The organism is Saccharothrix texasensis (assembly GCF_003752005.1).
GTDB lineage: Bacteria > Actinomycetota > Actinomycetes > Mycobacteriales > Pseudonocardiaceae > Actinosynnema > Actinosynnema texasense.
Genome location: NZ_RJKM01000001.1, coordinates 4,772,060 through 4,798,279 on the forward strand (window position 1 = coordinate 4,772,060; position 26,220 = coordinate 4,798,279).

The following is a 26,220-nucleotide window of genomic DNA, read 5'->3' on the forward strand; positions in this document are numbered from 1 at the left end:
TCCGGGATTTCCATTCATCCCCGGACCCGCTTGCACGATCGGGTGATCTTGCCGGCCCGGTGGTCAGCCGAGGAGGACGGCTGGTGTCGGGTCGGCGATCAGCGCGGCGAACGTGTGCCGATCATCCCAGCGGCCGGCGGTCCACGCCAGCGCACGCGCTAAGCCCTCGGGCGTGTCCGCGGCGTGCACGACCGTCTCGTCCACCCACCACGACACCGAGTGCTCCGCACCCTCGGCCGCCACGACCAGGTCGTCGTGCACGATCACCGATCCGCCCGGCAGGTCCACCCCGAGCAGGTCGCACGCCAACCGCACCGCGCCCAGCTCCGACCAGACCACCTCGTCGCCCTCGCCGACGACCGCGCCGGACACCTCTTCCGACGCCAGCGGCAGCGCGAGCAGTTCCGCGAGTTCCGCCGCCGCGCCGGACGACGCCAGCACCTGGGCCGGCGGCAGCACGCCGAGCAGCCACGGCAGGTCCAGCACGAGCACGTCGTCGGCCGGCTCGGCGGCGCCTGTCAGCACCCGCACCCGGTCGGGCGGTTCCACGCTCACCGAGTCGGCCACCTCGGCCAGTTCCGCGTGCACCCGCAGCACCAAGGCGTCGGACAGCTTCCGCGCCGGGTCACCCAGCCGCGCGATGAGGTCCGTGACGTCGTCGGAGTCCACGACGCTCAACGACGTGCGCACCCCGGCGGCGGCCAGCACGTGCGGCGGGAGGCCGATCGGGGGCACGACGTCGTACAGACCTTCCAACGCCTCCGCGTCGGGCAGCCGCCACGACCCGAGCGGCACGCCGTCGATCGTCGCGTAGCGGGCGAGCCACCAGCTCGTGTAGCCGTCCGGTTCGCTCACCGCGCGCCACGCCACGGGGTCGGCGGCCATCATCGCCAGCGCCTGCGGCCACTTGTCGCGCGCCACGAGGTCGAGGTCGCGGATGCCGAGCACCCGGGTCGGCGGCACGTCGAACGCGTCCCACCAGTAGCCCTCGTCGGCCAGGTCGTGGTCGGGTTCGGTGGGCGAGTCGTCCTCGACCACGGTGAACCCGTCGATCACGCCGACGTCCGCGAGCACCGACCGCGGCCACTCGGCCGCCACCTCGGCGTCCAGCACCCCGAACGGGGCGTCGGACTCCAGCACGGCCAGCAGCGCCGAGTCGGGCAGCACGAGTTCGTCCGCGCGCCGCCACTCACCGTCCGCCGACGGCAGCGCCAGTTCCGAGAGCCACGGCCGCCCGCCGGCCCGCGACACCAGTCGCAGCACGGTGCGGACCAGCTCGGGGCCGTCGAGCGCGGGGTCGTCCAGGCTGCGGTGCACGGCTTCGCGCACGGCGTCGGAGTCCAGCAGCTCCGCCGGGCCGGCTTCGGTGGCGCCCAGCCTCAGCAGCAACGGGTGCGCCGCCTCGGGGTGCGCGATCCGCAGGCCGGACACCGAGAACAGCTCCGTGTCCGTGCCCACCAGCACGCCGCGCGGGCTGCTCACCAGCCGCCCGTCGACCAGCGGCACGGGCAGGCCGCCCATCGCTTCGCGCGCGGTGGAGTCGACGTCGGCGACCGGTGACAGCGCGTCGTAGACCTGGTGCCACCACGAGGGGTCGCCGCCGACACCGGCCAGCGCGGAGACCACTTCGGACACGCCGAGGCGGGGAACTTCCAGCGCTGCCAGCGCTTTCGCGTGCGGCGGTAGCGTCAGCTCGTAGTCCAGCAGGCCGGGGATGACGTCTTCCAGCAGCTCGACGAGGTCGAACGAGGCGAGGTCGAGCACCTTCGCGGTCGACGGCGCGGCCCACTCGCCGTCGGCCAGCGGCAGCCACGAAGCCGACCGCAGCGCCGCCAGCACACCGGTGCGCAGCCGATCGTCCACTTCGGACAGCGGGAAGCCGGGCAGGGGCACCAGCGACGTCCGCTCGACCGCCGGGAGCTTCGCCACGAGGTCCGGGTACGCCGCCGCGGCCTCTTGCAGCACGAACGTCGCCGCCGCGCCCGCCAGCACCCGCCGGCGTGACGGCTCGACCGGCAGGGTCGCGATGAGCCGCGCGGGCAGCGACAGCTTCTCGTCGGTGGGCGTCGGCGCGTGCAGGACGTCGCCGGCCGGCGGCTCGTCCATCGGCCACGCCCAGCACGCCGACCACTGCGGCCGCGACTCCACCCCGGCGACGAGCGCTTCGGGCAGTTCGCCGCCGACGCGGTGCACCAGCCACCGCTGCGCGCCGCCGGGCCCGGTCAGCACCACCACGCCGTCGGCCTCGGTGCGGTCCCACGCCTGCTCGCCGACCTCGACCCGCCGCAACCCGGGCAGCGCGAGCAGCAGGTCCGGCACCTGCTCCGCGAACTCGGCCAGCAGGGCGGGTCCGTCGACCGACCGCAACGGCAACCGGACCTCGGTGTCGAAGCCGTCCGGCACGTCCGACTCGTCCGAGGGCCACACGAGCCGCAGCACCGGCACGTCGCCGCCGCGCGCGGACGCCAGCGCGGGCACCGCCTCGCGCGTGCGGGTCGCCGAGAACGCCACCGCGCCGCTGCGCGACACCACCCGCGGTGCGTCGGTGACCGCCAGCACGGCCGCGAAGCCGACGCCGAACTGGCCGACCGTGTCGGCGGTCTTGGACGACGCGCGCAACGACGCCAGGGCCGCCACCCCGGCGGCGTCGAGCGGCGCGCCGGTGTTCGCCGCGCGCAGCTCACCGTCCACAACGGACAGTCGCAGCACGCCGGGCGCGTCACCGGCCGCGTCGGACGCGTTCTGCGCCAGCTCCACCAGCAGCCGGTCGCGGTACCCGCCGAGCCTGAGGTCCTCTTCGGCGTTGGCGTCCTCGCGGAACCGCGTGGGCGAGCCGCGCCACGCCGCCAGCACCGACTCGCGCAGCGCCTCGGTGCCGAACGGGTCCGCGCTCACTTCCCGCTCTCGACGTTGGCCTCGACGTCGAGCACCGCGTCGTCGTAGACGACCTCGGCGACCGGCACCAGCGGGCCGCCTTCGACCTCGACCTCGGAGTGCGCGCCGCACCCGTACTCCACGTGCACGACCTGGCCGTCGGCTGGCGTCATCTCGTTCGCGCACACCCCGAACGCGGCGCCGAGGGACCCGGCGATCCGGGTGTAGAACCCGCAGGTGCCGCAGTGGGCGGGCGCGCTGCGGGCCATCTCGCTGCGCGGCCCGAAGTCGCCGCCGTGCCAGCGCTGGGCGGCGTCGAGCACGCCTTCCCGCGACAGCACCCGGACGCGACCGAGCCCGACCTCCAGGGCGACCTCCTCGACCGCCGGGTCGTCCGAGCCGACGTAGCCGGGCGCGAGGCGCGGGTCGTCCTCGGGCGTGGGCAGCAGGTCGCCGACCCCGAGGTCTCCCGCGCGCACCCGCTCGTGCCACGGCACCCACTCGGGGGCGACCAGGGCGTCGTCGCCGGGCAGCAGCACGACCTCGCTCACCGACAGCGGCGTGCCGGGTCCGGCGAACGCGACCGTGACGGCCCAGTTCCAGCCCTGGTAGCCCGCGTGGTCGGCTTCGAACAGGTGCGTCGCGGACACCGGGTCCTCGGCGACGGTGCCCACGTGGTCGCCGACGCGTTCCGCGCCCGCCTCCTCTTGCGCGGCGGCTCGGGCGAGCCGGACTGCCGCTGGGTCGGCGAGCGCTGGATCGGGCTGGCGGGTCGGCGTGGCGGTCACGGGATGAATTGTGCCGCACGTCTGCGCCGCGCCGTGCACACGTGCCACCCTTTCGGACGTGCGGTGGCTCCTGATGACGGTGGTCTTCGTGTTGTCGGCGGCGTGCACCACCCCGCCGAGCGGTCCGACGGGCGGTCCGACCGGGTTCGAGGTGCTGGGCACGCTGCCCCACGACACGGGCGCGTTCACGCAGGGCCTGGAGCTCGTGGACGGCAGCCTCTACGAGGGCACCGGCCTGCGGGGGCAGTCCTCGCTGCGCCGGCTGGACCCCTCTTCCGGCGAGCTGGAGCAGCGCGTCGACCTGCCCGAACCGCTCTTCGGCGAGGGCATCACGGTCGTGGGTGACCGGATCTGGCAGCTCACGTGGCGGGACGGCGTGGCCATCGAGCGGGACCGGGACACGCTCGAAGAAGTGAGACGCGTCACGTACGAAGGCGAGGGCTGGGGGCTGTGCCGTGACGGCGGCCGGCTGGTGATGAGCGACGGCAGCGACGAGCTGGCGTTCCGCGACCCGTCCTCCTTCGCCGAGACGGGCGCGGTCGCCGTGCGCCGCGACGGGCAGCCGGTCACCCGGCTCAACGAGCTGGAGTGCGTCGACGGCCAGGTGTGGGCCAACGTGTGGCAGACCGACGAGGTGGTGCGCATCGACCCGGCGAACGGCCAGGTCACGGCCACCGTCGACCTCGGCGGGCTGCGGCCGGCCGGTGTGCCGGAGACCGACGTGCTCAACGGCATCGCGGCCGTGCCGGGCACCGACGAGTTCCTCGTCACGGGCAAGAACTGGCCGACGATCTTCCGGATCCGGTTCACCCGGTAGTGACCTACCGTCTCGGACGTGGACATCGACCTCGACAACATCGCCCGCGCCGCCGAGACCATCGACCCCGTCTTCCGCGGCACCCCGCAGTACGTCGACGAGCAGCTCTGCACGGCCCTGGGCCGCCGGGTGCTGATCAAGGTCGAGACGGTCAACCCGCTGCGCAGCTTCAAGGGCCGGGGCGCGGACTTCATGGGCGCCACCCTGCCGCCGGGACGCCCGGTGGTGTGCGCGTCGGCGGGCAACTTCGGGCAGGCCGTGGCCTACGTCGGCCGCACCAGGGGCTTCCCGGTGGAGGTCTTCGTCTCCCGGTCCGCCGTCCGCGACAAGGTCCGCCGGATGAAGTCGCTCGGCGCGTCCGTGACCGAGGTGCCGGGCGACTTCACCGCCGCCAAGGACGCCGCCCGCGACCACGCCCAGCGCGTCGGCTCGATCTTCGTCGAGGACGGCCGCGACGTCGCCATCACCGAGGGCGCGGGCAGCATCGCCGTGGAACTGCTGCGCGCCGGCCGGTTCGACACCGCGGTGGTGCCCGTCGGCGACGGCGCGCTGATCACCGGCATGGCCCGCTGGTTGAAGGAGCACTCCCCGGACACCCGCGTCGTCGGTGTCTGCGCCGAGGGCGCGCCGGCCCTGGCGCGGGCCTGGGCGGGTCGCCCGGTGGCCGACACGCCCATCGACACCATCGCCGACGGAATCGCCGTCCGCGTCCCCGTGCCCGCCGCCATCCCGAGGCTGCGGGCCCTCGTCGACGACATGCTCCTGGTGCCCGACGACGCCATCCGAGACGCGATGGCGCTGGCCCGGACCACGCTGGGTCTCGTGCTCGAACCGGCGGGCGCCATCGGCCTGGCCGCCATCGCCGCCGCCGACATCCCGGGCGAAACGATCGCCACCGTGCTCACCGGCGGCAATGTGTGAGACAGCCCGCACCGGGTGAGGCAGGATTGGAGGCGTGACACCCCCTCGGCCGGAAGACCAGTCGCGGCGGTACCCGTGGGAGGACGACGAGTACAAGCCGCGCACCCGGCCGTACCCGACCCCGGGTTCGCCACCACCACCCGACCCACCCCGGCAGGACCCGCGCGCCGACCGCGAGTCCGCCCGCTTCACCCCGCCACCCCCGGACGCCGACTCGGACAAACCGACCGTCCCCACCTTGCCGAGGAAGCTGACCGTCACCCGCGTGGCGTGGTTCCGCACCAGGCAGCTCAGCAGCCAGGCCCTGGCCGCCTTCCGCAAGGCCGCGCACGCCGACGGCGCCAAGCAGTCCGGCCTGTCGTCCCTCACCTACGCGGTGATGCTGAACTACGCGGCCGACGCGGCGATGGCCGTCGCCCTGGCCAACACCTTGTTCTTCTCCGCCGCGTCGGGTGAGAGCCGGAGCAAGGTCGCGCTGTACCTGCTGATCACCGTCGCGCCGTTCGCGCTGGTGGCGCCGGTCATCGGCCCCGCTCTCGACCGCATCCAGCACGGCAGGCGGATAGCCCTGGCCGCGGCCTGCGTCCTGCGCGTCTTCCTGTCCGTCGTGATGGCGCTGAACTTCGACAACTGGGGCCTCTACCCGGCGGCGCTGGGCAGCATGGTCCTCTCCAAGTCGTTCACGGTCCTCAAGGCCGCGATCACACCCCGCGTGCTGCCGCGTGAGATCACGTTGTCCAAGACGAACGCCCGGATGACCGTGTTCGGGCTCGCCGCCGGCGGTGTCTTCGGCGCCGTCGCGGCCGGTTTCGCGAACCTCTTCGGCTCACCGGGGGCCCTCTGGTTCACCGCCGTCCTCTGCCTGGCCAACGCCTACTACTGCCTGCGCATCCCGTCGTGGGTCGAGGTCACCGAGGGCGAGGTGCCCACCTCGCTGCGGGCGAAGCCGCAGAAACCGAAGCGACAGCCCCTCGGCCGCACGGTCGTGGTCGGGCTGTGGGCCAACGGCTCGATCCGCATGCTGACCGGCTTCCTGATGCTGTTCGCCGCGTTCGTGGTCCGCGCCCAGACCGAGGGCGACGCGTTCATGCAACTGCTGCTGCTGGGGGTGATCGCCGCCGCCGCCGGCGTCGGCAGCTTCCTCGGCAACGCCGTGGGCGCGCGCCTGCACTTCGGCGCCCCGGACCAGGTGGTCATCGGCTGCCTCGTCGGCGCGCTGGTCACCGTCATCGTGGCCGCCGTCCTCCCCGGCCTGGTCACGGCCGCCGCCGTCGGCCTGGTCGGCGCCACCGCCAGCTCGCTGGCCAAGGTGTCGCTGGACGCGGTCATCCAGGACGACGTCCCCGACGAGTCCCGCGCGTCCGCGTTCGGCCGGTCGGAGACCATCCTGCAACTGGGCTGGGTGTTCGGCGGCGCGCTGGGCGTGCTGCTGCCGACCGAGTACTGGATCGGCTTCACCGTCATGGCCGTCCTCCTCGCGGTCGGCCTGGCGCAGACCGTCCAGACCAAGCGGGGCACATCCCTCATCCCGGGCCTGGGCGGCGACCGCCCACTGCGGCCCGCGCCCGTCGTCCCCAGGCCGGGCACGTAGGCTCGACCGCCGTGCGCCGAGTCCTGATCCCCGTGTCGCTCCTGGTCCTCGCCGGGTGCGCGGCGGCACCCACCGACCCCGAGGTGACGTTCTACGCCGACGGCCGGACGATCAACGTCAGGCCGTCCCAGTACTGCGACCTGCAGTCGGAGAACTGCGACGTCACCCCCGACGCGGTCGGCGTGCTCCGCGTCCGCCCGGGCAAGCCGGTCCAGATCTCCGTGCCGGGCGACCTGGCCGACACCGCCTGGTCGGTGAAGTTCACCTACCGCAACGCCCAGGGCGAACCCCAGGAACCGCTGCGCAGCAAGCTCTTCACCGAACGCGAGCCCAGGTACGCCTACACCCTCGTGCTCCCGAACCCCGACGACCAGCTGGAAAGCGTCGAGGTCCAGCAGTACGGCGCCCGGATCGAGTCCAGCACCACCGGCGCCTTCGACTTCGTCGCCCGGGGCACCTGGGTCCTCTCCGTCGACGACCGCCCCACCCACTGACCCCCACCCGCACCCCGCAACGGACCGCAGGCACCGCCGAGGCCCGATTTGACATGGGTTCGGGTGCTTTAGGCTGGTCGAAGCCGGACAGGCTTGGCGGACGCTCTTCCCGCCAGGCCTGTCCGGCTTTGGCCTGCCTGGAGCGCCCGTAAGGGCCCCATGTCAAATCGAGCCGGACCCGAGCACTCGCGCCGCACTCCAGCACTCGCGCCGGCCTCCAGCACTCGACCCGAACCCCCCTTTACGGATCCAACTCCCGCGCCACCGCCCGAACCACCTCGGCGATGAGCTTCGTGTTCTTCCGCTCCGGGTACCGCCCCCGCCGCAGTTCGGGCTGCACCTTGTTCTCCAGCAGCTTGATCATGTCCTCGATCAGGCCGTGCAGCTCCTCCGCGGGCCGGCGACGGGCCTCCGCGACCGACGGCGCCGGGTCGACCAGCCGGACCGACAGCGCCTGGGGACCGCGCCTGCCCTCGGCCATGCCGAACTCGATCCGCTGACCGGCCTTCAAGCCTTCGACACCCGGAGGCAGCGCGGATTTCCGCACGTAGACGTCTTCGCCACCATCCTGTGTGACGAAGCCGAAGCCCTTCTCCGAGTCGTACCACTTGACCTTGCCGGTCGGCACCGTTCTCACCAATCCTTATGCGATCACACGACGAACGCGCCCCGGGGCCTGCCCAAGGCGCGTCCCACCAGACTATCCAGAACACCACCGCCGGGGCACCTCCGATCGCGCGACTGCGCCCGCGCCCGCCCGCGCCCGCCCCGCGCCCACCCCGGACCTGCCCCGCACCCGCGACTACGCTCCACCCATGTCGTCCTCGAAGCTGATGCCGCCGGCAGTGGCGTTGTTCGCGCTCGGCGTGGCGGCCATCGTCGCGATGTTCATCGCCGGCGAACGCGGCCTGCCCGCCTGGGTGTTCGCCGCGGGCTGGCTGCTGGCCCCCGCGGGTCTCGCGCTGGCCGTGTTCAGCGCGGTGCGGAACGCCCGACCTCGGCCCCGACGCTGAGCAACCGGTCGGCGTTCGCCCGCAGCCACCCCGGGAACGCGGTCAGGTCCGGCAGCACCACGTCCGCGCCTTCGGCCGTCAGCTCGTCGGCGTCGCACGGCCCGCTCACCACGCCGACGGACACCGCGCCGGCCGCCTTCGCGCCGCGCACGTCACCCACGTGGTCGCCCACGTACACCGCCGCGCCGTGCGCCTTCAGCGCCTCGGCCTTGCCGGTCGACCACAGCTCCCCGAACAAGTGGTCCACCTCCCAGTCCAGCGCCGCCAGGTGCAGCGCCGCGTTGGCCCGGTACTTGCCGGTGACCACGATCGTCGTCCCGCCCAGCTCACGCACCACCGCAAGCGCTTGCGCCGCGCCTGGCAGGGCGACCGTGGCCGGGATGACGACCTCCGGGTACAGCGCGCGGAAGCGGGCGATCAGCCTCGGGACGTCCTCTTCCGGCACGCCGAAGTCGCGGTAGATCATGTCCAGGGGCGGGCCGAGGTTGGCCGCGAAGTGGGCGCCGTCCAGCGGGTAGCCGGTCTCCGCCGCGACCGCGTCCATCACCGCGGCCATGCCGGGCCGGGGGTCGATCAACGTCATGTCCAGGTCGAAGCCCACGGTCAGCGGCACGGTTCGCACCCTATGCGCTGTGCCAAGCTTTGCGCCGTGACGGAACTCACCCGGTCCCTGCTCGACGCGGCGGTGGAGCTGATCGCGGCACACGGCTCACGTGGCCTGCGCATGGCGGAGGTCGCCGCCAAGGCGGGCGTGAGCAGGCAGACCGTCTACAACGAGTTCGGCAACAAGGAACGGCTCGTGCAGGCCGTGGCGCTGCACAAGACGGCCGAGTTCCTCGACGGCGTGCGCGCGCAGCTGCTGGGCGCCCCCGACCCGTTGGAGGGCCTGCGGCGCAGCATCGCGTTCGCGTTCGACCTGGCCGCCGAGGACCCGCTCGCCAGGTCCGTGCTGACCGGCGCGAACGCCGAGGACATGCTGCCGCTGCTGACCACCAAGGGGCGGCCGATCCTCACGCTCGCCACCTCGGTGTTCGCTCAGCACATCCGCCGGCACTGGCCCGCGCTGCCGGACGCGCGCGTGCAGCTGGTCGCGGACACGATCGTGCGGGTGGCGTTGAGCCACCTGCTCACGCCGAGCAGCCGCCGGGTCGAATCAGTGGTCCAGGTGACCGAAGCCCTCCTGGCCGACTGACCCCACCCGCCGACTCCACCGACTCCACCGGCCTCACCGGCGCGCCGCAGCCCCGACCTTCCGCACACCGACTCGCCGCTTCCCACCCTCGACAGGCCTTCCCCCGACCTGACGCCCACCGACCTGACGCCCACCGCCCCGCCGCACGTCCTCCCGCCGGGGAGCCTCACGCCTCCGGACCGCCACCGGCCGCGCCGGCTCCTCGGCCCGCGCAGACCTCCGCGAGACCACGACCAACCCCGCCGCGCCGACCAGCCCGGCCACCGCGACCAGCCACTTCTTGCCCATGTTCTAAACCGCCACGTCGTCGTAGGTCAGGCCCACCCGTTCGGCGGCCCTGGTGAGGGTGCGCAGGATCGCCAACGACTCGGCGGGCCGCATCAACGGGCTCTCCGTCTCGCCCGCCAGCACCCGGTCCACGACCTCGCGCAGCTGTGGAACGTACCCCGCGCCTTCTTGCTCGTGCCGGTGTTCCACCCCGTTCACCACGATCCGGCTGGGGTTGAACAGCGCCTCCGGCACCTCGACCAGACCCCGCGTCCCGTACACGACCGCGCCGGACTTCAACGGGCTGACCAACGACGACCCGAGCAGCGCGTGCGCGCCGCCCTCGTAGCCCAGCAGCATCCCGATCTCGGCGTCCACGCCGTCGACCAGCCGACCGTGCGCCTGGACCGTCTCCGGCTCGCCCAGCAGCAGGTGCGTGAACGACACCGGGTAGATCCCGAGGTCGAACAGCGAGCCGCCGCCCAGCGCCTTGTTCCACAGCCGGTGCGCCGGGTCGTGCTCCAGGGTGAAGCCGAAGTCCGCCCGGACCGACCGGACCTCGCCGATCTCACCGGCCGCCACGACTTCCGCCATCCGCCGGATGAGCGGGTTGAACCTGGTCCAGATGGCTTCCATGAAGAACAGGCCGCGCTCGTGCGCCAGGTCCACCACGTCCCGCAGCTCGCGCAGGGTCAGCGTGGCGGGCTTCTCGCACAGCACGTGCTTGCCCGCCTCCAGCGCGGCGCGGGTCACCGCGTGGTGCTGGACGTGCGGCGTCGCCACGTAGACGACGTCCACGTCCGGGTCGGCCAGCAGGTCGGCGTAGTCGCCGTAAGCGCGCGGGATCCCGTGCTTGGCCGCGAAGGATTCGGCCTTGGGCAGGGCGCGCGACGACACCGCGAGCACCTCGACGTCGGGCAGCAGGCGGAGGTCGCCCGTGACGACGTCGGCGATGCCGCCGGTCGCCACGACACCCCAGCGGAGTTTGTTCGGCACAGCACGGGAGCTTAATCGGGCAAGATGGGTGCGTGAGGCTCATCTTGAACCTGATCTGGCTGGTCCTGAGCGGCTTCTGGCTGGCCGTCGGGTACGTGGTCGCCGGCGTGGTGTGCTGCGTGCTGATCGTCACCATCCCGTGGGGGCTGGCGTCGTTCCGCATCGCGAACTACGCGCTGTGGCCGTTCGGGCGCACGGTGGTCGACCGGCCGGGCGCCGGCGCGCCGTCCCTGCTCGGCAACGTCGTGTGGATCGTCGTGGCGGGGATCTGGCTGGCCATCGGCCACGTGGTCACCGGCGTGCTGCTGTGCGTGACGATCATCGGCATCCCGCTGGGCGTGGCGAACTTCAAGATGGTGCCGGTCTCGCTGATGCCGCTGGGCAAGGAGATCGTCGCCCTCCCCTGACCCGACCTCCCCCACGCAGCCCGAGCCTCGGCCTCAGCCGCCGACCTCGTGCAGGCACAGCACGTTGCCCTCGCTGTCGTGGAACCACGCCGCCTTCTCCGACCCGAACGCGGCGACGTGGTTCACGGTCTTCAGCTCGGGCAGGTCGTAGTCCTCGAACCGCACCCCGCGCCGTTGCAGCTCGCCGATCTCGGCGGTCAGGTCCTCGACCTCGAAGCTGAGCACGGTGTGCCCGCTCTGCGCGCCCTCTTCGGCGGGCATCAGGCCGAGCACGTCGCCCCGGCCCAGCTCGAAGAGCCGCGTGCCGTCGCCGGTGTCGCCGAGCGGCGTCAGGCCGAGCCGGTCGGCGTAGAAGCGGGCCGCCCGGTCGGGGTCGGTCACGGGCAGGATCGTCGTGGTCCGCGTCGCGGTGAGCATGGCGTGCCTCCTTGCGGTGGCTGCCATGCTGCGCTTACTCCGACTGGTCCGCAACCAGTTGGACGACCAGGCACGGACCGCCGCTGTAGAGGCCCGCGTCGACCGCCAGCACCTTGTCCTCCGCGTACCGCAGCGGGCCGTCGATCTGCTCCGGCGGCACGCCGAGCTGGTCGGCGATGACGCTGTGCCCGTGCACCACCTCGTGGCCGCCGAGGACTTCGAGCAGCTCGCTCGCCACGAGCGCGCCGTCGGGGCCGCGGAACGCGTAGCGGGTGGTCATCTTGCGCCAGCACTCCCACCAGTGCTCCAGGTCGTCGCTCTGGAGCACCTCCCGCACGGCCTCGTTGACCTCGTCGATCGTGTCGCCCCACTCGAGGTAGGCGAGGGTGTCGGAGTGCATCAGCAGGTGCCCGTCGACCTCGGTGAGCACCCGGCGGCTGGTCAGCCACTCGATGTGGGCGTCGGTGAGCCGGTCCTGGTCGCTGCGCAGGCCGCCGTTGAGCAGCCAGCTGCGGGCGAAGCTGCGCGGGGTCGGCGCGCCGGGCACGTTGCGGTCGCCGAACCGGTGCATGCCCAGGAGCAGCACCTCGTGGTTGCCGATGAGCGCGTCGACCTGGCCGCCGCTCTGCTCGGCCAGCCGCATCACGAACTCGATCACCCCGATGCCGTCGGGGCCGCGGTCGACGAAGTCGCCGAGGAACCACAGCTCCGCGTCACCGCCGCACCAATCACCGTCGGCGTCGACCAGGCCCGAGGCGTGCAGGGCGCGGGTCAGCTCGGCGAGGTGCCCGTGCACGTCGCCAACCACGAAGAGCGGTCGTTCCACACCTGCGACGATAAGCGACGCGGGCGCGTGGTGCGCAAAAGTCGATCAGCGCTCGGCCCGGGCGCTTCGGTCGGACGGGCCCGAACCTCCCCCGCCGGGGTGAGATCGGGGTGGTTCGCCGTGACGAAACCCGGCCCGCGCGGAGCTGCTGCGCGACCGGGCCGAGCGCGTGGCCGACCGGACAACGGCGTGCCCGCCGCGGGCGACGATCCCCCCGGTCACGTCAGGTCCGGCCACCCGAGCAGCGCGTCCGCCTTCGCGCGGTCGCCCGTCACGGTCACCTCCCGCACGCCGAGGCGCCGCCACAGCAGGAGGTACAGCTGCTCGGCCGTGCCGGCGACCCGGGCGTCCGCCGCGCCGTCCGCGAGCCGGGCCGGTGCCGCCGACCCGTCGGTGCCCAGCAGCCAGCCGGCGTCGGTGTCGGTGGCCGCCAGCTCCAGCACCGCCGGCCCGCCGGTCCACGCCTTGCCGTGGAGGAAGCGCGCGAAGAAGTCCTCGACGCCGTCCACCGCCAACGCGGCCGGGATCGACTTCGCCTCGCCCACCGCCCGCTGCGCGTCCCAGCAGTGCACGACCGCTTCGTGCGCCTGCCGCTGCGCCAGCGCCGCCGCCGTGTCGCGCCGCTCCTCGTTCCACCACGCCCAGACCGGCGCGTCCGGCCCGGCGACGCGCAGGTAGTCCTCCTGCACGGCGACGTACCGGGCGCTGATCTCGCGCCATCCCTCGACCCGGTCCGGCCCGGTGTCGGCGGCCCGCCGGGCCGCCTCCTCGTCCGGGTACGCGCCCTTCGCCAGCACGACCGCGGTCCACCAGGCCTGCACCTCCGCCAGGTGCGCCACCAGGTCGTCGACCGTCCACCCGGGACAGCTCGGCACCGGCGCGCCGAGGTTGCCCGCCACCGCCTCGGTGAAGGACCCGCTGTACTCCTCGACGACCGCCAGGTGATCGATGCCCATGCCCGCAGACGCTAGCCGCGACCACCGACATCCTCGCTCGACCACAGGTCAGAGGGGGTGCCGGCACCCCGCCCGCTCGACCGGCCCCGGCTCAGCCCACCGCCGCTCGACCGACCCCGGCCCCGGCTCAGCCCGCGTCCGCGAGCCCGTCCGGGAACGGGTCGGCCGAGTTCCCGACCAGGTCCGCGATCGACTTGACCACCCGCGTCGGCCGGTAGGGGTACAGCTCCGCCGTCGACTCCGTCGAGATCCCGGTGAGCACCAGGATCGTGCGCAACCCGGCCTCCAGGCCGGACCGCACGTCGGTGTCCATCCGGTCGCCGATCATCAGCGTGCTCTCCGAGTGCGCGCCCAGGGCGCGCAGCGCCGACCTCATCATCAACGGGTTGGGCTTGCCCACGTAATAAGGAGCGCGCCCGGACGCCCGCTCGATCAGCGCGGCGATCGAGCCGGTCGCCGGCAGCGAGCCCTCGCGCGACGGGCCGGTGGCGTCCGGGTTCGTCGCGATGAACCGCGCGCCCTCCTCCACCAGCCGGATCGCCTTGGTGATGGCGGTGAAGCTGTAGGTGCGGGTCTCGCCGAGCACCACGTAGTCCGGGTCGCGGTCGGTCAGCACGTACCCGACCTCGTGCAGCGCCGTGGTCAGGCCCGCTTCGCCGATCACGTACGCCGAGCCGCCCGGCCGCTGCGAGTCGAGGAACCTCGCGGTGGCCAGCGCGGACGTCCAGATGGCGGCCTCCGGCACCTCCAGGCCCGTGCGGGACAGGCGGGCCCGCAGGTCGCGCTGGGTGTAGATGGAGTTGTTCGTGAGCACCATGAACGGGATGTCGTTCGCGGTCAGCTCGGCGACGAACTCGCTCGACCCCGGGATCGGGTGCTCTTCGTGCACGAGCACGCCGTCCATGTCCATCAGGTAGTTCCACTGAGCGGCCATGGCGGACATGCTGCCGGCTCAGGCCTCGATCACGCGTCGCCGGAACGTCTCGATGAGCGCCTGGTTGTAGCGCTCCAGCACGTCGCGCTCCTCCTCCGTGAACCGCGACAGCACCTCGCGCAGCGTCTCCTGGGCGCCGGCGAAGAGGTGGTCGAACCTGCCCTCGTCGCCCACCGTGACCTCGACGAGCACCTTGCGCCGGTCGTGCGGGTCGCGCACCCGCCGCACGTACCCGGCGCGCTCCAGCCGGTCGATGACGCCGGTCACCGCGCCGGTCGACAGGCCGGACAGCTCGGCGATCCGGCCGGCGGTGATGGGGCCCTCGGCGCGCAGCGCCAGGTCGAGGCACTTCTCGTCGGTCGGCGACAGGCCCATCCGCTCGGCCACCCGGCTGTGGAACAGGACGGTGAGCGCGCTGGTCTCCCGCGCGTAGACGCTGAACCGCGCCAGCACGTCCGCGGGCACCTCGTGCTCACTGGTCATGTCAGGCAATTTAGCGTTCCCACCCGGGGTTCCGGCGAACGTGTCCGGCATCCTCGCCCAAGTCACCGCCGGCCGCCGTCCCCCATTTCCACCAGCACCCACAAGTGTCGGCCGATTACCCTGGCAGGGGTGACAGCTGTCGAGTTGGGGCTACCCGTCGTGCGCGGCAACCCGGACACCTCCGAACGACCGGACTCACCGCTGCTGGTGGACCGGTTCGGCCGGGTCGCGACCGACCTGCGCGTGTCGTTGACCGACCGCTGCAACCTGCGGTGCACCTACTGCATGCCGGCGGAGGGCCTGGACTGGCTGCCGAAGCCCGACCTGCTCTCCGACGACGAGCTCGTCCGCCTCATCGGCATCGCGGTGACCCGCCTGGGCGTGACCGACATCCGGTTCACCGGCGGCGAGCCGCTGCTGCGGCCCGGGCTGGACGACGTGATCGCGGCGACCGCGGCGCTCGACCCCCGTCCCCGCATCTCGATGACCACGAACGGGTTGACCTTGGCCAAGCGCGCGGCCGGGCTGGTCGCCGCCGGTCTCGACCGGGTGAACGTCTCGCTCGACACCCTCGACCCCGAGCGCTTCCACCGCCTCACGCGCCGCAACCGGCTGGGTGACGTGTTCGCGGGCCTGGCCGCCGCGCGGGAGGCCGGGTTGACGCCGGTCAAGGTGAACACGGTGCTGATGCGCGGCGTGAACGAGGACGAGGCCGTGCCGCTGCTGCGCCACTGCCTGGAGCACGGCTACCAGCTGCGGTTCATCGAGCAGATGCCGCTGGACCCGCAGCACGGCTGGGACCGCGCCGACATGGTCACCGCCGAGGAGATCCTGGCGTCCCTGCGCGCCGAGTTCACGCTGACGCCCGAGCCGGGCGAGCGGGGCGGCGCGCCCGCCGAGCGGTGGCTGGTGGACGGCGGCCCGGCCGTGGTGGGCGTGATCGCCTCGGTCACCCGCCCGTTCTGCGCGGCGTGCGACCGGACCCGGCTCACCGCCGACGGCCAGGTGCGGAACTGCCTGTTCAGCCAGTCGGAGACGGATCTGCGAGCGTTGCTGCGCGGCGGGGCGTCGGACGAGGACGTCGCGCGCGCGTGGCGCGGCAACTCGTGGGCGAAGGCCGCCGGGCACGGCATCAACTCGGCCGGGTTCAGCCAGCCGGACCGGCCCATGAGCGCGATCGGAGGGTGAGGTGCGGCTGACGGTGCGGTACTTCGCGGGGGCGCGGGCGGCGGTGGGGGTGGCCGAGGAGAGCTTCGAGCTGCCCGGCGACGCGGCCACGGTGGGCGCCGCGATCGAGGCGGTCCGGCGCCGGCACGGCGCGGAAGCGGTCCGCGTGCTGCCCGCGTGCAGCTACCTGTTGGACGGTGTGGCCGTTCGCGATCATGACACGGCCGTGTGGTCCGGGTCACAACTCGACGTGTTGCCACCCTTCGCCGGTGGATGAGTCTTCTCCACTCTTGCGGCTTAGTACGTGAGGTAAACCTCACTTACGGTGATTGATCTCGGCGAATCTCGGAACGGAAACAGACCGGTAACGGTGCCCTGAGCTGGCTAAACGGGACGCTCGGGGAGTCACTCTGTCGCGTTACAGTGACGTGAGTCACATGCCAGATCATTTGGCGCGAGCCTCCCGGTTACGTACCGTCGCTTCTCGGTTGGCCCCGACCGACCAGAGCTAGACCGGGACGCCTCGCACCGAACCTGTCCACCGGTGTCCCGGAACACCCCCCGAGCGAGAGACAACCACCGGACAGGGATCAAGCCGAACGGCGTACCGGGCCCGAACCCGAGCCGGACGAGCAGGTGCGGGTGGACGAGAGGGAAATGGCTTCTTACCGAGGCAAGCACCGTCCGACCACCAGTTCCACCGCCCGGAGCATCGCGAAGGTCGCCGTCGCCGGCGTCATCGTCGGAGCGCCCCTGGCCATGGCCGCCGGCACCGCCAACGCGCAGTCCGACGTCAACTGGGACGCGGTCGCCGCGTGCGAGAGTGGCGGCAACTGGAGCATCAACACCGGCAACGGCTACTACGGCGGCCTGCAGTTCCTGCCGTCCACGTGGACCTCCCACGGTGGTTCCGGAATGCCCCACCAGGCTTCCCGCGAGGAGCAGATCCGGGTGGCCGAGAACGTGCTGCAGACCCAGGGCATCGGCGCCTGGCCCGTCTGCGGCCCCAAGGGCCTGGGCGGCGCCGCGGCGCCCGCCAGGACCGCCCCGGCCCCGGCGCAGCCGCGCCAGGCCGCCCCCGCGCCGGTCCAGCAGGCCGCGCCGGTCCAGGAGGCCCCCGCTCCCGTGACCGTGGCGCTGCCGTCCTCCAACCCGAACGGCGACTACGAGATCAAGGCGGGCGACAGCCTGTCGAAGATCGCGGACGAGCTGAAGGTCGAAGGCGGCTGGGCCAAGCTGCACGAGCTCAACAAGGAGTTCATCCCGAACGCCGACCTCATCCTGCCTGGCCACAAGATCGCCACCAAGTGACCTGTGGCCGGCGCGAGTCGGTGCACGACGGAGCAGGGACCCCGGATCGCCCCCCTCGGCGATCCGGGGTCCCCGACCCGTTTCCGGGACCGACCCGCGGGTGACGCGGCCGGCCGACGGCCGGCGGTCGTCGCGGCCGGCGGTCGTCGCGGCCGGTCAGGGCATGTTGACCCACTCGTCGTCACCGTCGGCGAAGACCTGCCGCTTCCACACCGGCAGCCGTCGCTTCACCTCGTCGACGAGCTCCGAGCACACCGCGAACGCCTCACCCCGGTGGTCGGCGGACACCGCGCACGCCAGCGCCACGTCCCCGATCGCCAGCGCGCCGACCCGGTGCGACACGGCGACGGCGCGCACGCCCTCGAACCGGGCCACCACGTCCGCCACCACCTCGGCCACCACCGCGCCGGCCGTCGGGTGCCCGACGTACTCCAGCTCGCGCACCGAACGCCCGTCGTCGTGGTCGCGCACCACCCCGGCGAACGTCACCACCGCGCCCGCCGACACGTGCTCCACCAGCTCGGCGTGCTCGGCCACGGACAGCGGTTGGTCGCTGACGGTCGCGCGCAGCACCTCGGTCACGCGTGGTCACCTCCGGACACCTGGTCGACGGCGTGCTCCAGCACGGTCGCGAGCACGTCCAGCCCGTCGCGCACCCCGCCGGTCGAGCCGGGCAGGTTCACCACGAACGTGCGGCCCGCCACCCCCGCCACCCCGCGCGACAGCACGGACGTGGGCACGCGCGGCCAGCCTGAGCCGCGGATGACGTCGGCCACCCCCGGCACCTCGAAGTCCAGCACCGACCGGGTCGCCTCCGGCGTGCGGTCGGTCGGGCTGACGCCCGTGCCGCCGGTCGTGATGACGACCGCGACCCCGTCCGCCACGGCCGCCCGCAGCGCCTCCGCGACCGGCTCGCCGTCCGGCACGACCACCGGGTCCGGCACGTCGTAGGACCGCTCCCGCAGCCACGCCACGATGATCGGCCCGCCCCGGTCGGCGTACACCCCGGCGGACGCCCGGTTCGACGCGGTGATCACCCGCGCGGTCCGGACCGCCGCACCCGCCGCCCCGGGCGTCACGGGCGCTCCCACAGGCCGGTCTTGCCGCCCTCCTTGCGCTCGACCCGCACCGCGTCCAACGACGCCGCCGGGTCGACCGCCTTCACCATGTCGTGCAGCGTCAGCCCGGCCACCGACACGGCCGTCAACGCCTCCATCTCCACGCCCGTGCGGTCCGTCGTGCGGACGGTCGCGGTGATGCGCACCTCGGCGTCACCGAGCACGAGGTCCACCCTCACCCCGGACAACGCGATCGGGTGACACAGCGGCACCAGCTCCCACGTCCGCTTGGCCGCCATGATCCCGGCGATGCGGGCCGTGGCCAGCGCGTCGCCCTTCGGCAGGCCGTCGCTGCCCAGCAACGCCACCACCTCGTCCGTCGTGCGCAGCACACCGGACGCCACCGCCGTGCGCGTGGTCTGCTCCTTCTCGGACACGTCGACCATGCGCGCGGCGCCGCTGGAGTCCAGGTGGGTGAACTGGTTGCTCATGGAGCCGATGCTAGGCCGGAGCTAGGCGGACGCGGATTCCGTGGCGGCCTTGCGCACGGCCTCCGCGACCGCGGGGGCGACCGAGGTGTCGAACACGCTGGGCACGATGAACGACGCGTTGAGCCGGTCGCCGTCCACCACGTCGGCGATGGCGTTGGCCGCCGCGATCAGCATCGAGTCGGTGATCGTGCGCGCGTGGGCGTCGAGCAGGCCCCGGAACACGCCCGGGAACGCCAGCACGTTGTTGATCTGGTTCGGGAAGTCGCTGCGGCCGGTGGCCACGACGGCGGCGTGCTTCTGCGCCTCCATCGGGTCGATCTCCGGGTCCGGGTTGGCCAGCGCGAACACGATCGCGTCCTGGTTCATGGTGGCGACCTGCTCGGCGCCGAACAGGTTCGGGGCCGACACGCCGATGAACACGTCCGCGCCGACCAGCGCGTCCTTCAGCCGGCCGGTGACGTTGTCCTTGTTGGTCGACGCGGCGACGGACTTCAGGTTGTCGTCCAGGCCGGGCCGGTCGCGGTGCACGATGCCGTCGACGTCGACGGCCACCACGTCGCCGGGCTCCTGCTTGAGCAGCAGCCGGATGATCGCGCTGCCCGCCGCGCCGACCCCGCACACCACGACCTTGCAGTCGGTGATCTTCTTGCCGACCACGCGCAGGGCGTTGCGCAGCGCGCCGACCACGACGATCGCGGTGCCGTGCTGGTCGTCGTGGAAGACCGGGATGTCCAGCTTCTCGCGCAGCCGCGCCTCGATCTCGAAGCAGCGCGGCGCGGCGATGTCCTCGAGGTTGATGCCGCCGTAGACCGGCGCGATCAGCTCGACCGCGCGGATGATCTCCTCGGTGTCCTGGGTGTCCAGGCAGACCGGCCAGGCGTCGACGCCCGCGAACTTCTTGAACAGCGCGGCCTTGCCCTCCATCACGGGCAGCGCGGCGGCCGGGCCGATGTTGCCCAGGCCGAGCACGGCCGAGCCGTCGGTGACCACGGCGACCGTGTTGCGCTTGATGGTGAGGCGGCGGGCGTCGTCCGGGTTCTCCGCGATGGCCATGCAGACGCGGGCGACGCCGGGCGTGTAGGCGCGGGAGAGGTCGTCGCGGTTGCGCAGCGGCACCTTGGACGAGATCTCGATCTTGCCGCCGAGGTGGACCAGGAACGTCCGGTCGGACACCTTGCGGACCACGATCCCGGGCAGCAGCTCCAGGGTGTCGGTGATGTCCTTGGCGTGGTTGGCCGACAGCGCGTTGCAGGTGAGGTCGATGATCACCCGGTCCGTGTGCGACTCGACGACGTCGAACGCGGTGATCACGCCGCCCGCCCGGCCGACGGCCGAGGTAAGGTCGCCGGCGGCCGACGCCGACGGCGGGGCCTCCAGCCGGACGGTGATCGAGTAACCAGGGCCGGGGACCGGCATCGAACCTCCCAGAACAGCACAGCTCAAGAGGGTTCGAGCGTAGTCCGGGCGGAAATACGGAACGCGCGCGGCTCGACGGCCGCGCGCGCCCGTGCTAGCGGTTGATCTCCGTCACGGGGTGGTGGTAGCCCAGCTCCTCGACGGGCAGCGGGAAGGTCACCGTGCCGAACGGGGACATCGCACCCTGCATGTCGCTGGCCAGCTCGGACACCGCGTACTTGCCGTCGGCGGGCGGCTCCGGCCAGTGCGGGTCGATGCGCTCGGGGCGGGCCTTGGCCACGGTTCCTCCTCGGTCGTGCCTTCGTCGCGACAAGTGTGCCTCATCGGCCCTGGTGGCGACGCGGGGTGCCCGGCCGGGAAAAGCGAGAGCCACGTCACGGGTGTGATCCCTACCCTCGTGCCGGTGAACGACACGACGGCACTGCTCAACGTGGTCGACATCGAGGCCACGTGCTGGGCGGGCGACCCACCCCCCGGACAGGTCTCCGAGATCATCGAGATCGGCCTGACGACGGTCGACCTGGCGTCGGGCGAACGGGTCGGCAAGCACCGGGTCCTGGTCCGGCCGCGGTGCTCGTCGGTCAGCCCGTTCTGCACCGGGCTGACCGGCCTGACGCAGGCGGAGGTGGACACGGGCGTCGACTTCGCCGAGGCGTGCCGGCAGCTGGCCGTCGAGCACCAGGCCGGTTCGAGGTCGTGGGCGAGCTGGGGCGACTACGACCGCGAGCAGTTCTCGCGGCAGTGCCGGGCGACCGGCGTGCCCTACCCGTTCGGGCAGCGGCACTGGAACGCGAAGCTGGTGTTCACCGGGGCGCACGGGCTGCGCAAGCGGCCGGGCATGGCGCAGGCGCTGGAGATCGCCGGCCTGCCGCTGGAGGGCAGGCACCACTCGGGCGCGGACGACGCGTGGAACATCGCGGCCCTGGTCCTCCACCTGGCGGGGCGCGACTCCTGGCCGGCGGAGCCGACCACGACCCCGGGCGACCGCCTCGGGTGAGCTTCCCGCGCCGCCGGCCGCGTCCCGATTTTCGCGGTCCCGGTTAATCTATTTTCGCGACGACCACGCGCCGTTGAGCCGAAAGGTGCAGCAATCGCGACCGATCGGCAAGACCGGGCCGGCGAAAGGAACCTTGCCGCCCCCGCTTCACCGCCGGTAAGCTTCGAGGTGCCGCCGCGAAATAGTCACCCAATTCCGTGCAACCCTGCCGCCGGCATTGACCGGCGAAACGGAAGGGAACTGTCGTGAGAATCCGGTCATTCACTATTCGCGCGGCCTCTTCGCTCGTGGCGCTGTGCGCCGTCGCGCTCACCGCGGTCGGCACCGCCGCCACCGCACCCGCCGCCACCGGGCCTGTTTCCGCCGCCATCGCGCCCGCTTCCGCCACACCCCTCCCCACCACACCCGTGACCACCACGTCCCTCGCGCCGCCGGGCAAGGCCCACCTGCTGAACCCCAATTCGGGGCTGTGCCTCAACGTGAAGGGCTTCGGCACCGAGCCGAGCTCCCGGACGGAAATCTGGAACTGCCTCGACCAACCGGCCGAATTGTGGGAACTGAACAACAGCGGGCAGCTCTACAACCCGAACTCCGGATTGTGCTTGAACACGGTGGGCTACGGCGTCCTGGCCGGCACGCCGACAGAACTGTGGGCGTGCAACCCGAAGGTCGCGCTCTGGTCCTTCAACGGGGCCACCCTGATGCACAAGCAATCCGGTCTGTGCCTCAGCGTGGCCGGATTCGGCACCACCCCGGGCACGCCCACCGAAATCTGGTACTGCGCCGGCAACCCCGCCGAGAACTGGAAGTGGTGGCTCTAGCCGTCGGGCTCGCGGGCGACCGCCGGCCCCGGCCGGGCGGTCGCGCCGCGACGTGAACCGGAGTCGCACGACGGGCCGAGGCGGTCGGCATATACCGTGGTGAGGATGTCCGGCACGACCCTCGCCGAGTGGCTGCGGGCGCAGGACGACTCCGCGCTCGTGGCTCTGCTGCGCGCCCGGCCGGACCTGGCCACGCCCCCACCGGCGGACACGACCGTGCTCGCCACCCGCATCGGGTCGCGGGCTTCCGTGGCGCGGGCCTGTGAAGACCTCGACACGCTGACGCTGACCGTCCTCGAAGCGCTGCTCGTGCTCGACGCCGACCTCGCGCCGGTCGGCCGGACCGCCGTGCAGGAGCTGTTCGGCCCGACGGACATCAGCGGGCCCCTCGGCACGCTGCGCGCCCGTGCCCTGCTGTGGGGCGGCGACCACGCGCTGAGCACCCCGCCGGCCACCCGCGACGCGGTCAACCCGTTCCCCGGCGGCCTCGGCCGCTCGGTGCCGCGCCTGGCCACCGCCGACCTGGCCGACCTCGACCCCGACGAGCTCCGGGTCCTGCAGACCCTCGCCGCCGGTCCGCCGGTAGGCCAGACCAAGGACGCCGCGCACGTCGTCTCCCTCGCCAACGCCCGGACGCCGATCCAGAAGCTCCTCGCCCGCGGCCTGCTGGTCCGGCGCGACGCGCAGACCGTCGAGCTGCCCCGCGAGATCGGCCTGAAGGTCCGGGGCGAGCACCCGCTCGGCGCGATCCGGACCACCGAGCCGCCGCTCACCACGTTCCGCCGCGACCCCTCCGACGTCGACCACACCGGCGGCGGTGAGGCGTTGGAGCTGTCCCGGCACGTCGAGACGCTGCTCAAGAGCTGGTCGGAGGACCCGCCGGCGGTGCTGCGGTCGGGCGGCGTCGGCGTGCGGGAGCTGCGCAAGCTCGCCAAGGACCTCGACGTGGACGAGCGGCGGGCCGCGCTGCTGGTCGAGCTGGTCGTCAACGCGGGCCTGGTCGCCGACACCGAAGGCGTCGAACCCGAGTGGGTGCCGACCACGCAGACCGACGCGTGGCTGGTCGCCGCGCCCGAGCACCGGTGGGCGACGCTGGCCCAGGCGTGGCTCGACCTGCCGCGCCTGCCGGGCCTGATCGGGCAGCGCGACGAGCGCGACCGGCTGCTCAACCCGCTCGCGCCGGAGCTGAACCGGCCGGGCGCGCCACGCGACCGCAAGCGCATCCTCGAAGCCCTGGCCGCCCTGGAGCCGGGCACCGCCGTGATCGACCCGGACGAGCTGGCCGCCGTGCTGGCGTGGCGCGCGCCCCGACGTGGCGGGCGGCTGCGCGACGAGCTGGTGCGCTGGACCGTGGACGAGGGCACGCGGGTCGGCGTCCTCGCGCACAACGCGATCACCGCGCAGGGCCGCACGCTGCTGGTCGAAGGGCCCGGGGCGGCGGCGAAGCGGCTGGGCGACGCGTTGCCGGCGCCGGTCGACCACGTGCTGGTGCAGGCCGACCTGACCGTCGTCGCGCCCGGCCGGCTGGACCCGGAGCTGGCCGACGAGATCGCGCTGGTCGCGGACGTCGAGTCGGCCGGCAGCGCCACGGTCTACCGGGTGCGGGAAGGCTCGGTGCGGCGCGCGTTCGACGCCGGGCGCAGCGCCGCCGAGCTGCACGAGCTGTTCCGGTCCCGGTCGCGCACACCGGTGCCGCAGTCGTTGACGTACCTGATCGACGACGCGGCCCGCAGGCACGGCCGGTTGCGGGGCGGCGCGGCCGGGTCGTTCCTGCGCTGCGACGACCCCGTGCTGGTCACCGAGGTGATGTCGCACGCGGCGGCCGAGCGGCTGGCGCTGCGCAAGATCGCGCCGACCGTCGTGGTCAGCCCGCTGCCGCTGGCCGAGGTGCTCGACGGGTTGCGCGACGCCGGGTTCGCGCCCGCCGCCGAGGGGCCGGACGGTCACGTGCTGGACCTGCGGGCCGGTGGTCGGCGGATCGCGGGCAAGGGGCGGCGCAGGCCCGTGCAGCCGAGCGTGCCGTCGGACGAGCAGCTGGGCGAGCTGGTGCTGCTCGTGCGGGCGGGCGACCGCGCCGCGACGACCACCGGCGGTGCGCGGGTGTCGGTGCCGGGTCACCTGGGCGCGGGACCGTCGGCCACGCTCGCGTTGCTGCAACGCGCGGCCCAGGAGGGGCGCAGCGTCCTGGTCGACTTCGTGGACGGCCACGGCACCGCCGCCCGGCGCGTGATCACCCCGCAGGTCGTGGGCGGTGGCGTGCTGGAAGGCGTCGACGTCAGCTACGGCGAGGTCCGCCGCTTCCCCCTGCACCGCATCACCTCCGCCGCCCTGGTCGAGGACGACGGCGCGTAATCCCCCGTTCGGCGTCGATGATCACCTGAACGGTGAACCCGGAACCCCTTAGCGTCGAATCGCGACGCCCGCGCACCACCCGCGCGTCGATCGGCCGGGCCACCCCCACCCGCTCGGGCAAGTCGAAGGGCGGCCTCCTACGAGGAGACCGCCCCTTCGGCCCGGAGCCGACGGCCCGTCGGGCACGTCGAAGGGCGGCCCCGGAGGAGACCGCCCTACGGCGCGAAAGCCGTCTGATCAGCACGCGCACGGCCCGACCCGGAGGTCGATCAGCCCGCGCGCACCGACATCCACTGGCGCATGGCGTGCTCGACCAGCGTGATCAGCGTCTGCTTGGTCGACTGCCGGTTGCGCGCGTCGCAAGTCACTATCGGCACGGACTGGTCGATCGTGAGCGCTTCGCGGACGTCCTCGATGCGGTGGTGCAGCAGGCCGTCGAAGCAGTTGACCCCGACCACGTACGGCAACTGCCGGTCGTCGAAGAAGTCGATGGAGGCGAACGCGTCCGCCAACCGCCGTGTGTCCACCAGCACGATCGCGCCGATCGCACCGCGCACCAGGTCGTCCCACATGAACCAGAACCGGTGCTGGCCAGGTGTGCCGAACAGGTACAGGATCAGATCCTGGTCGAGCGACACCCGGCCGAAGTCCATGGCCACCGTCGTGGTGACCTTGTTCGGCGTCGCCGAGAGGTCGTCGACCCCGGCGCTGGCCTCGGTCATCACCGCTTCGGTGGTCAGCGGAACGATCTCCGACACGGAACCGACGAACGTAGTCTTGCCCACGCCGAAGCCACCGGCCACCACGATCTTCGCGGAGGTCGTCGGCTTCCGTTCGCCTTCGGCCGCGTTGGGGCTAGAGCCTGCGAAGCCCACTGAGCACCCTCTCAAGGAAATCAATGGACGGCTTGTCCCCGGTGATCAAGCCGCCCTGATGAATCAAAACCAAACCCATGCTCGCCATGTCGCCGATCAGCACCCGGGCCACGCCGAGCGGTAGCCGGAGGTGGGCGGCGATCTCGGCCACCGACCTGGTGTCGGTGCACAGCCCGCAGATCGACCGGTGTTCGGGGAGCACCGCCGCGTCGCGTTCGAGACCGCGTTCGCTGGTGGACACCAGCGCCTCGATCGCGAGGTCGTAGTCGGGCCGGGTCCGGCCACCGGTCCGGGTGTACGGGCGGACCAGCGACCCGGACTCCGCGGCGGGGTTCTCCTCGCGCCGCACGACCGGCTGCGGACCGGTCGCGTACGGCACCTGTTCCGGCACGCTGTCCGGCAGGCCGTGGGCGCCGAACAGATCGGCTCCCGGGCCGCCGAACAGGCCGCTGCCGTACCCGTCGATGTCGAACCGGTTGGGAACGTCGTCGTAGTCGTACGACGAGTCGTCAACCTCACGCTGAGACATATCGCCTTGCCCCTGCCCTGTGCCTTCGACCCGTGGCCGCTGCGCCTGCTCCGCCCGGCGGCCTCGCCACGAGTTGGGTGCGTCCTCGGCTTCCTCGTCCTGTGCGGGGTCGGCATCCGGCTCAGCGAATCGGAAGCCGCCGACCGCCCACTCCTGGTAGTCGAAGTTCCTACCGAAGCGTCGGCCGCCGGCGCCGGATCGTTCAGCCATTTACCTTCACCCCCACG

28 protein-coding genes and 1 pseudogene are annotated in these 26,220 nt (G+C 72.7%); 13 read left to right on the plus strand and 16 right to left on the minus strand.

The features are described 5' to 3' along the window. Nucleotides 1-63: 63 nt before the first annotated feature. Nucleotides 64-2,895 carry a sacsin N-terminal ATP-binding-like domain-containing protein gene (locus EDD40_RS20440; RefSeq protein WP_123744347.1) on the minus strand — a complete coding sequence of 944 codons (2,832 nt, stop codon included), beginning with the start codon at nt 2,893-2,895 and terminating at the stop codon, nt 64-66. Beyond that, nucleotides 2,892-3,662, minus strand: a complete 771-nt coding sequence (locus EDD40_RS20445; protein ID WP_236594643.1) for a DUF3027 domain-containing protein — start codon at nt 3,660-3,662, stop codon at nt 2,892-2,894. The genes EDD40_RS20440 and EDD40_RS20445 overlap by 4 nt, the downstream gene beginning before the upstream one ends. Before the next feature lie 73 nt (nt 3,663-3,735). Between EDD40_RS20445 and EDD40_RS20450 the strand changes: the two genes are divergently transcribed. From EDD40_RS20450 to EDD40_RS20465, 4 genes are read left to right on the plus strand one after another with little or no spacing between them, the layout of a single operon-like run. Beyond that, nucleotides 3,736-4,479: a glutaminyl-peptide cyclotransferase gene (locus tag EDD40_RS20450; RefSeq protein ID WP_123748167.1), complete on the plus strand. Its 744-nt coding sequence runs from the start codon at nt 3,736-3,738 to the stop codon at nt 4,477-4,479. An 18-nt stretch (nt 4,480-4,497) separates the two neighbouring features. Further along, nucleotides 4,498-5,400: a threonine ammonia-lyase gene (locus tag EDD40_RS20455; protein WP_123744348.1), complete on the plus strand. Its 903-nt coding sequence runs from the start codon at nt 4,498-4,500 to the stop codon at nt 5,398-5,400. Nucleotides 5,401-5,434: 34 nt separating this feature from the next. Further along, entirely contained in the window at nt 5,435-6,991 is a 1,557-nt protein-coding gene (locus EDD40_RS20460; protein WP_123744349.1) for an MFS transporter, read from the plus strand. A gap of 11 nt (nt 6,992-7,002) precedes the next feature. Beyond that, on the plus strand, nt 7,003-7,485 hold the full coding sequence (locus EDD40_RS20465) for a DUF2771 family protein (protein WP_123744350.1): 483 nt from the start codon (nt 7,003-7,005) through the stop codon (nt 7,483-7,485). Nucleotides 7,486-7,726: 241 nt separating this feature from the next. On the opposite strand, the gene EDD40_RS20470 is transcribed toward EDD40_RS20465, so the two are convergent. Beyond that, a complete protein-coding gene (locus EDD40_RS20470) occupies nt 7,727-8,113 on the minus strand; it encodes a cold-shock protein (RefSeq protein ID WP_123744351.1) in 387 nt (128 codons plus the stop codon). A gap of 187 nt (nt 8,114-8,300) precedes the next feature. Between EDD40_RS20470 and EDD40_RS20475 the strand changes: the two genes are divergently transcribed. Further along, entirely contained in the window at nt 8,301-8,498 is a 198-nt protein-coding gene (locus tag EDD40_RS20475) for a hypothetical protein (RefSeq protein WP_123744352.1), read from the plus strand. On the opposite strand, the gene EDD40_RS20480 is transcribed toward EDD40_RS20475, so the two are convergent. Next, on the minus strand, nt 8,458-9,111 hold the full coding sequence (locus EDD40_RS20480) for an HAD family hydrolase (RefSeq protein WP_123744353.1): 654 nt from the start codon (nt 9,109-9,111) through the stop codon (nt 8,458-8,460). The two genes, EDD40_RS20475 and EDD40_RS20480, sit on opposite strands and share 41 nt — an antisense overlap. 36 nt (nt 9,112-9,147) lie before the next feature. On the opposite strand from EDD40_RS20480, the gene EDD40_RS20485 reads away from it, so the two are divergent. Next, the gene (locus EDD40_RS20485) at nt 9,148-9,690 is read left to right on the plus strand and encodes a TetR/AcrR family transcriptional regulator (protein WP_170185149.1); all 543 of its coding nucleotides are present in this window, start codon (nt 9,148-9,150) and stop codon (nt 9,688-9,690) included. Between the two features lie 291 nt (nt 9,691-9,981). On the opposite strand, the gene EDD40_RS20490 is transcribed toward EDD40_RS20485, so the two are convergent. Continuing rightward, nucleotides 9,982-10,953 (minus strand): Gfo/Idh/MocA family protein, encoded by a 972-nt coding sequence (locus EDD40_RS20490; protein ID WP_123744355.1) that lies wholly within the window; start codon nt 10,951-10,953, stop codon nt 9,982-9,984. Nucleotides 10,954-10,985: 32 nt separating this feature from the next. Here EDD40_RS20490 and EDD40_RS20495 point away from each other — a divergent pair, with 32 nt between their 5' ends. Continuing rightward, nucleotides 10,986-11,360, plus strand: a complete 375-nt coding sequence (locus EDD40_RS20495; RefSeq protein WP_123744356.1) for a YccF domain-containing protein — start codon at nt 10,986-10,988, stop codon at nt 11,358-11,360. Nucleotides 11,361-11,393: 33 nt separating this feature from the next. On the opposite strand, the gene EDD40_RS20500 is transcribed toward EDD40_RS20495, so the two are convergent. The 5 genes from EDD40_RS20500 to EDD40_RS20520 all read right to left on the minus strand — a co-directional run bounded on the left by EDD40_RS20500 (nt 11,394) and on the right by EDD40_RS20520 (nt 14,976). Next, nucleotides 11,394-11,777, minus strand: coding sequence for a VOC family protein (locus EDD40_RS20500; protein ID WP_123744357.1), 384 nt, complete (start codon nt 11,775-11,777; stop codon nt 11,394-11,396). A gap of 34 nt (nt 11,778-11,811) precedes the next feature. Continuing rightward, on the minus strand, nt 11,812-12,603 hold the full coding sequence (locus EDD40_RS20505) for a metallophosphoesterase (protein WP_123744358.1): 792 nt from the start codon (nt 12,601-12,603) through the stop codon (nt 11,812-11,814). Between the two features lie 218 nt (nt 12,604-12,821). After that, nucleotides 12,822-13,559: a maleylpyruvate isomerase family mycothiol-dependent enzyme gene (locus tag EDD40_RS20510; protein ID WP_123744359.1), complete on the minus strand. Its 738-nt coding sequence runs from the start codon at nt 13,557-13,559 to the stop codon at nt 12,822-12,824. A gap of 127 nt (nt 13,560-13,686) precedes the next feature. After that, complete coding sequence (locus tag EDD40_RS20515; RefSeq protein WP_123748168.1) at nt 13,687-14,493, minus strand: HAD-IIA family hydrolase; 807 nt, start codon at nt 14,491-14,493, stop codon at nt 13,687-13,689. A gap of 18 nt (nt 14,494-14,511) precedes the next feature. Continuing rightward, the gene (locus tag EDD40_RS20520; RefSeq protein WP_123744360.1) at nt 14,512-14,976 is read right to left on the minus strand and encodes a MarR family winged helix-turn-helix transcriptional regulator; all 465 of its coding nucleotides are present in this window, start codon (nt 14,974-14,976) and stop codon (nt 14,512-14,514) included. A 129-nt stretch (nt 14,977-15,105) separates the two neighbouring features. Here EDD40_RS20520 and moaA point away from each other — a divergent pair, with 129 nt between their 5' ends. The 3 genes from moaA to EDD40_RS20535 all read left to right on the plus strand — a co-directional run bounded on the left by moaA (nt 15,106) and on the right by EDD40_RS20535 (nt 17,454). Next, on the plus strand, nt 15,106-16,164 hold the full coding sequence (gene moaA / locus EDD40_RS20525; protein WP_123744361.1) for a GTP 3',8-cyclase MoaA: 1,059 nt from the start codon (nt 15,106-15,108) through the stop codon (nt 16,162-16,164). Nucleotide 16,165: 1 nt separating this feature from the next. Next, nucleotides 16,166-16,420, plus strand: coding sequence for a MoaD/ThiS family protein (locus tag EDD40_RS20530; protein ID WP_123744362.1), 255 nt, complete (start codon nt 16,166-16,168; stop codon nt 16,418-16,420). A gap of 380 nt (nt 16,421-16,800) precedes the next feature. Next, nucleotides 16,801-17,454, plus strand: coding sequence for a LysM peptidoglycan-binding domain-containing protein (locus EDD40_RS20535; protein WP_123744363.1), 654 nt, complete (start codon nt 16,801-16,803; stop codon nt 17,452-17,454). 156 nt (nt 17,455-17,610) lie between these two features. Here the strand turns inward: EDD40_RS20535 and EDD40_RS44830 are convergent. From EDD40_RS44830 to EDD40_RS20560, 4 genes and pseudogenes are all read right to left on the minus strand, one after another. Beyond that, nucleotides 17,611-18,533 (minus strand): annotated as a pseudogene (locus EDD40_RS44830) (molybdenum cofactor biosynthesis protein MoaE). Beyond that, nucleotides 18,530-19,003 carry a cyclic pyranopterin monophosphate synthase MoaC gene (moaC, locus tag EDD40_RS20550; RefSeq protein WP_123744365.1) on the minus strand — a complete coding sequence of 158 codons (474 nt, stop codon included), beginning with the start codon at nt 19,001-19,003 and terminating at the stop codon, nt 18,530-18,532. The pseudogene EDD40_RS44830 and the gene moaC overlap by 4 nt, the downstream one beginning before the upstream one ends. A gap of 21 nt (nt 19,004-19,024) precedes the next feature. Beyond that, entirely contained in the window at nt 19,025-20,419 is a 1,395-nt protein-coding gene (locus tag EDD40_RS20555; RefSeq protein ID WP_123744366.1) for an NAD-dependent malic enzyme, read from the minus strand. A 94-nt stretch (nt 20,420-20,513) separates the two neighbouring features. Continuing rightward, nucleotides 20,514-20,699, minus strand: coding sequence for a hypothetical protein (locus tag EDD40_RS20560; RefSeq protein ID WP_123744367.1), 186 nt, complete (start codon nt 20,697-20,699; stop codon nt 20,514-20,516). A 123-nt stretch (nt 20,700-20,822) separates the two neighbouring features. Between EDD40_RS20560 and EDD40_RS20565 the strand changes: the two genes are divergently transcribed. The 3 genes from EDD40_RS20565 (at nt 20,823) to EDD40_RS20575 (ending at nt 24,589) form a co-directional block, all read left to right on the plus strand. Continuing rightward, nucleotides 20,823-21,416, plus strand: coding sequence for a 3'-5' exonuclease (locus EDD40_RS20565; RefSeq protein ID WP_123748170.1), 594 nt, complete (start codon nt 20,823-20,825; stop codon nt 21,414-21,416). Between the two features lie 245 nt (nt 21,417-21,661). Continuing rightward, nucleotides 21,662-22,237, plus strand: coding sequence for an RICIN domain-containing protein (locus EDD40_RS20570; RefSeq protein ID WP_148088846.1), 576 nt, complete (start codon nt 21,662-21,664; stop codon nt 22,235-22,237). 105 nt (nt 22,238-22,342) lie between these two features. Next, nucleotides 22,343-24,589 (plus strand): helicase-associated domain-containing protein, encoded by a 2,247-nt coding sequence (locus EDD40_RS20575; protein WP_123744369.1) that lies wholly within the window; start codon nt 22,343-22,345, stop codon nt 24,587-24,589. Between the two features lie 269 nt (nt 24,590-24,858). Here the strand turns inward: EDD40_RS20575 and EDD40_RS20580 are convergent, their stop codons facing one another. Next, nucleotides 24,859-25,464, minus strand: coding sequence for a GTP-binding protein (locus tag EDD40_RS20580; protein ID WP_053718648.1), 606 nt, complete (start codon nt 25,462-25,464; stop codon nt 24,859-24,861). Further along, nucleotides 25,445-26,203, minus strand: a complete 759-nt coding sequence (locus tag EDD40_RS20585) for a DUF742 domain-containing protein (protein ID WP_170185150.1) — start codon at nt 26,201-26,203, stop codon at nt 25,445-25,447. Before EDD40_RS20585 ends, EDD40_RS20580 begins: the two co-directional genes overlap by 20 nt. Nucleotides 26,204-26,220 lie beyond the last annotated feature (17 nt).

What these genes read in the sequence shown, in the direction of transcription:
- EDD40_RS20450 (WP_123748167.1), top strand. Translation starts at nt 3,736, where the DNA reads ATGACGGTGGTCTTCGTGTTGTCGGCGGCGTGCACCACCCCGCCGAGC.
- EDD40_RS20475 (WP_123744352.1), top strand. Translation starts at nt 8,301, where the DNA reads ATGTCGTCCTCGAAGCTGATGCCGCCGGCAGTGGCGTTGTTCGCGCTC.
- EDD40_RS20500 (WP_123744357.1), bottom strand. Translation starts at nt 11,777, where the DNA reads ATGCTCACCGCGACGCGGACCACGACGATCCTGCCCGTGACCGACCCC.
- EDD40_RS20510 (WP_123744359.1), bottom strand. Translation starts at nt 13,559, where the DNA reads ATGGGCATCGATCACCTGGCGGTCGTCGAGGAGTACAGCGGGTCCTTC.
- EDD40_RS20515 (WP_123748168.1), bottom strand. Translation starts at nt 14,493, where the DNA reads ATGGCCGCTCAGTGGAACTACCTGATGGACATGGACGGCGTGCTCGTG.
- EDD40_RS20520 (WP_123744360.1), bottom strand. Translation starts at nt 14,976, where the DNA reads ATGACCAGTGAGCACGAGGTGCCCGCGGACGTGCTGGCGCGGTTCAGC.
- EDD40_RS20535 (WP_123744363.1), top strand. Translation starts at nt 16,801, where the DNA reads ATGGCTTCTTACCGAGGCAAGCACCGTCCGACCACCAGTTCCACCGCC.
- moaC (WP_123744365.1), bottom strand. Translation starts at nt 19,003, where the DNA reads ATGAGCAACCAGTTCACCCACCTGGACTCCAGCGGCGCCGCGCGCATG.
- EDD40_RS20555 (WP_123744366.1), bottom strand. Translation starts at nt 20,419, where the DNA reads ATGCCGGTCCCCGGCCCTGGTTACTCGATCACCGTCCGGCTGGAGGCC.
- EDD40_RS20575 (WP_123744369.1), top strand. Translation starts at nt 22,343, where the DNA reads ATGTCCGGCACGACCCTCGCCGAGTGGCTGCGGGCGCAGGACGACTCC.
- EDD40_RS20585 (WP_170185150.1), bottom strand. Translation starts at nt 26,203, where the DNA reads ATGGCTGAACGATCCGGCGCCGGCGGCCGACGCTTCGGTAGGAACTTC.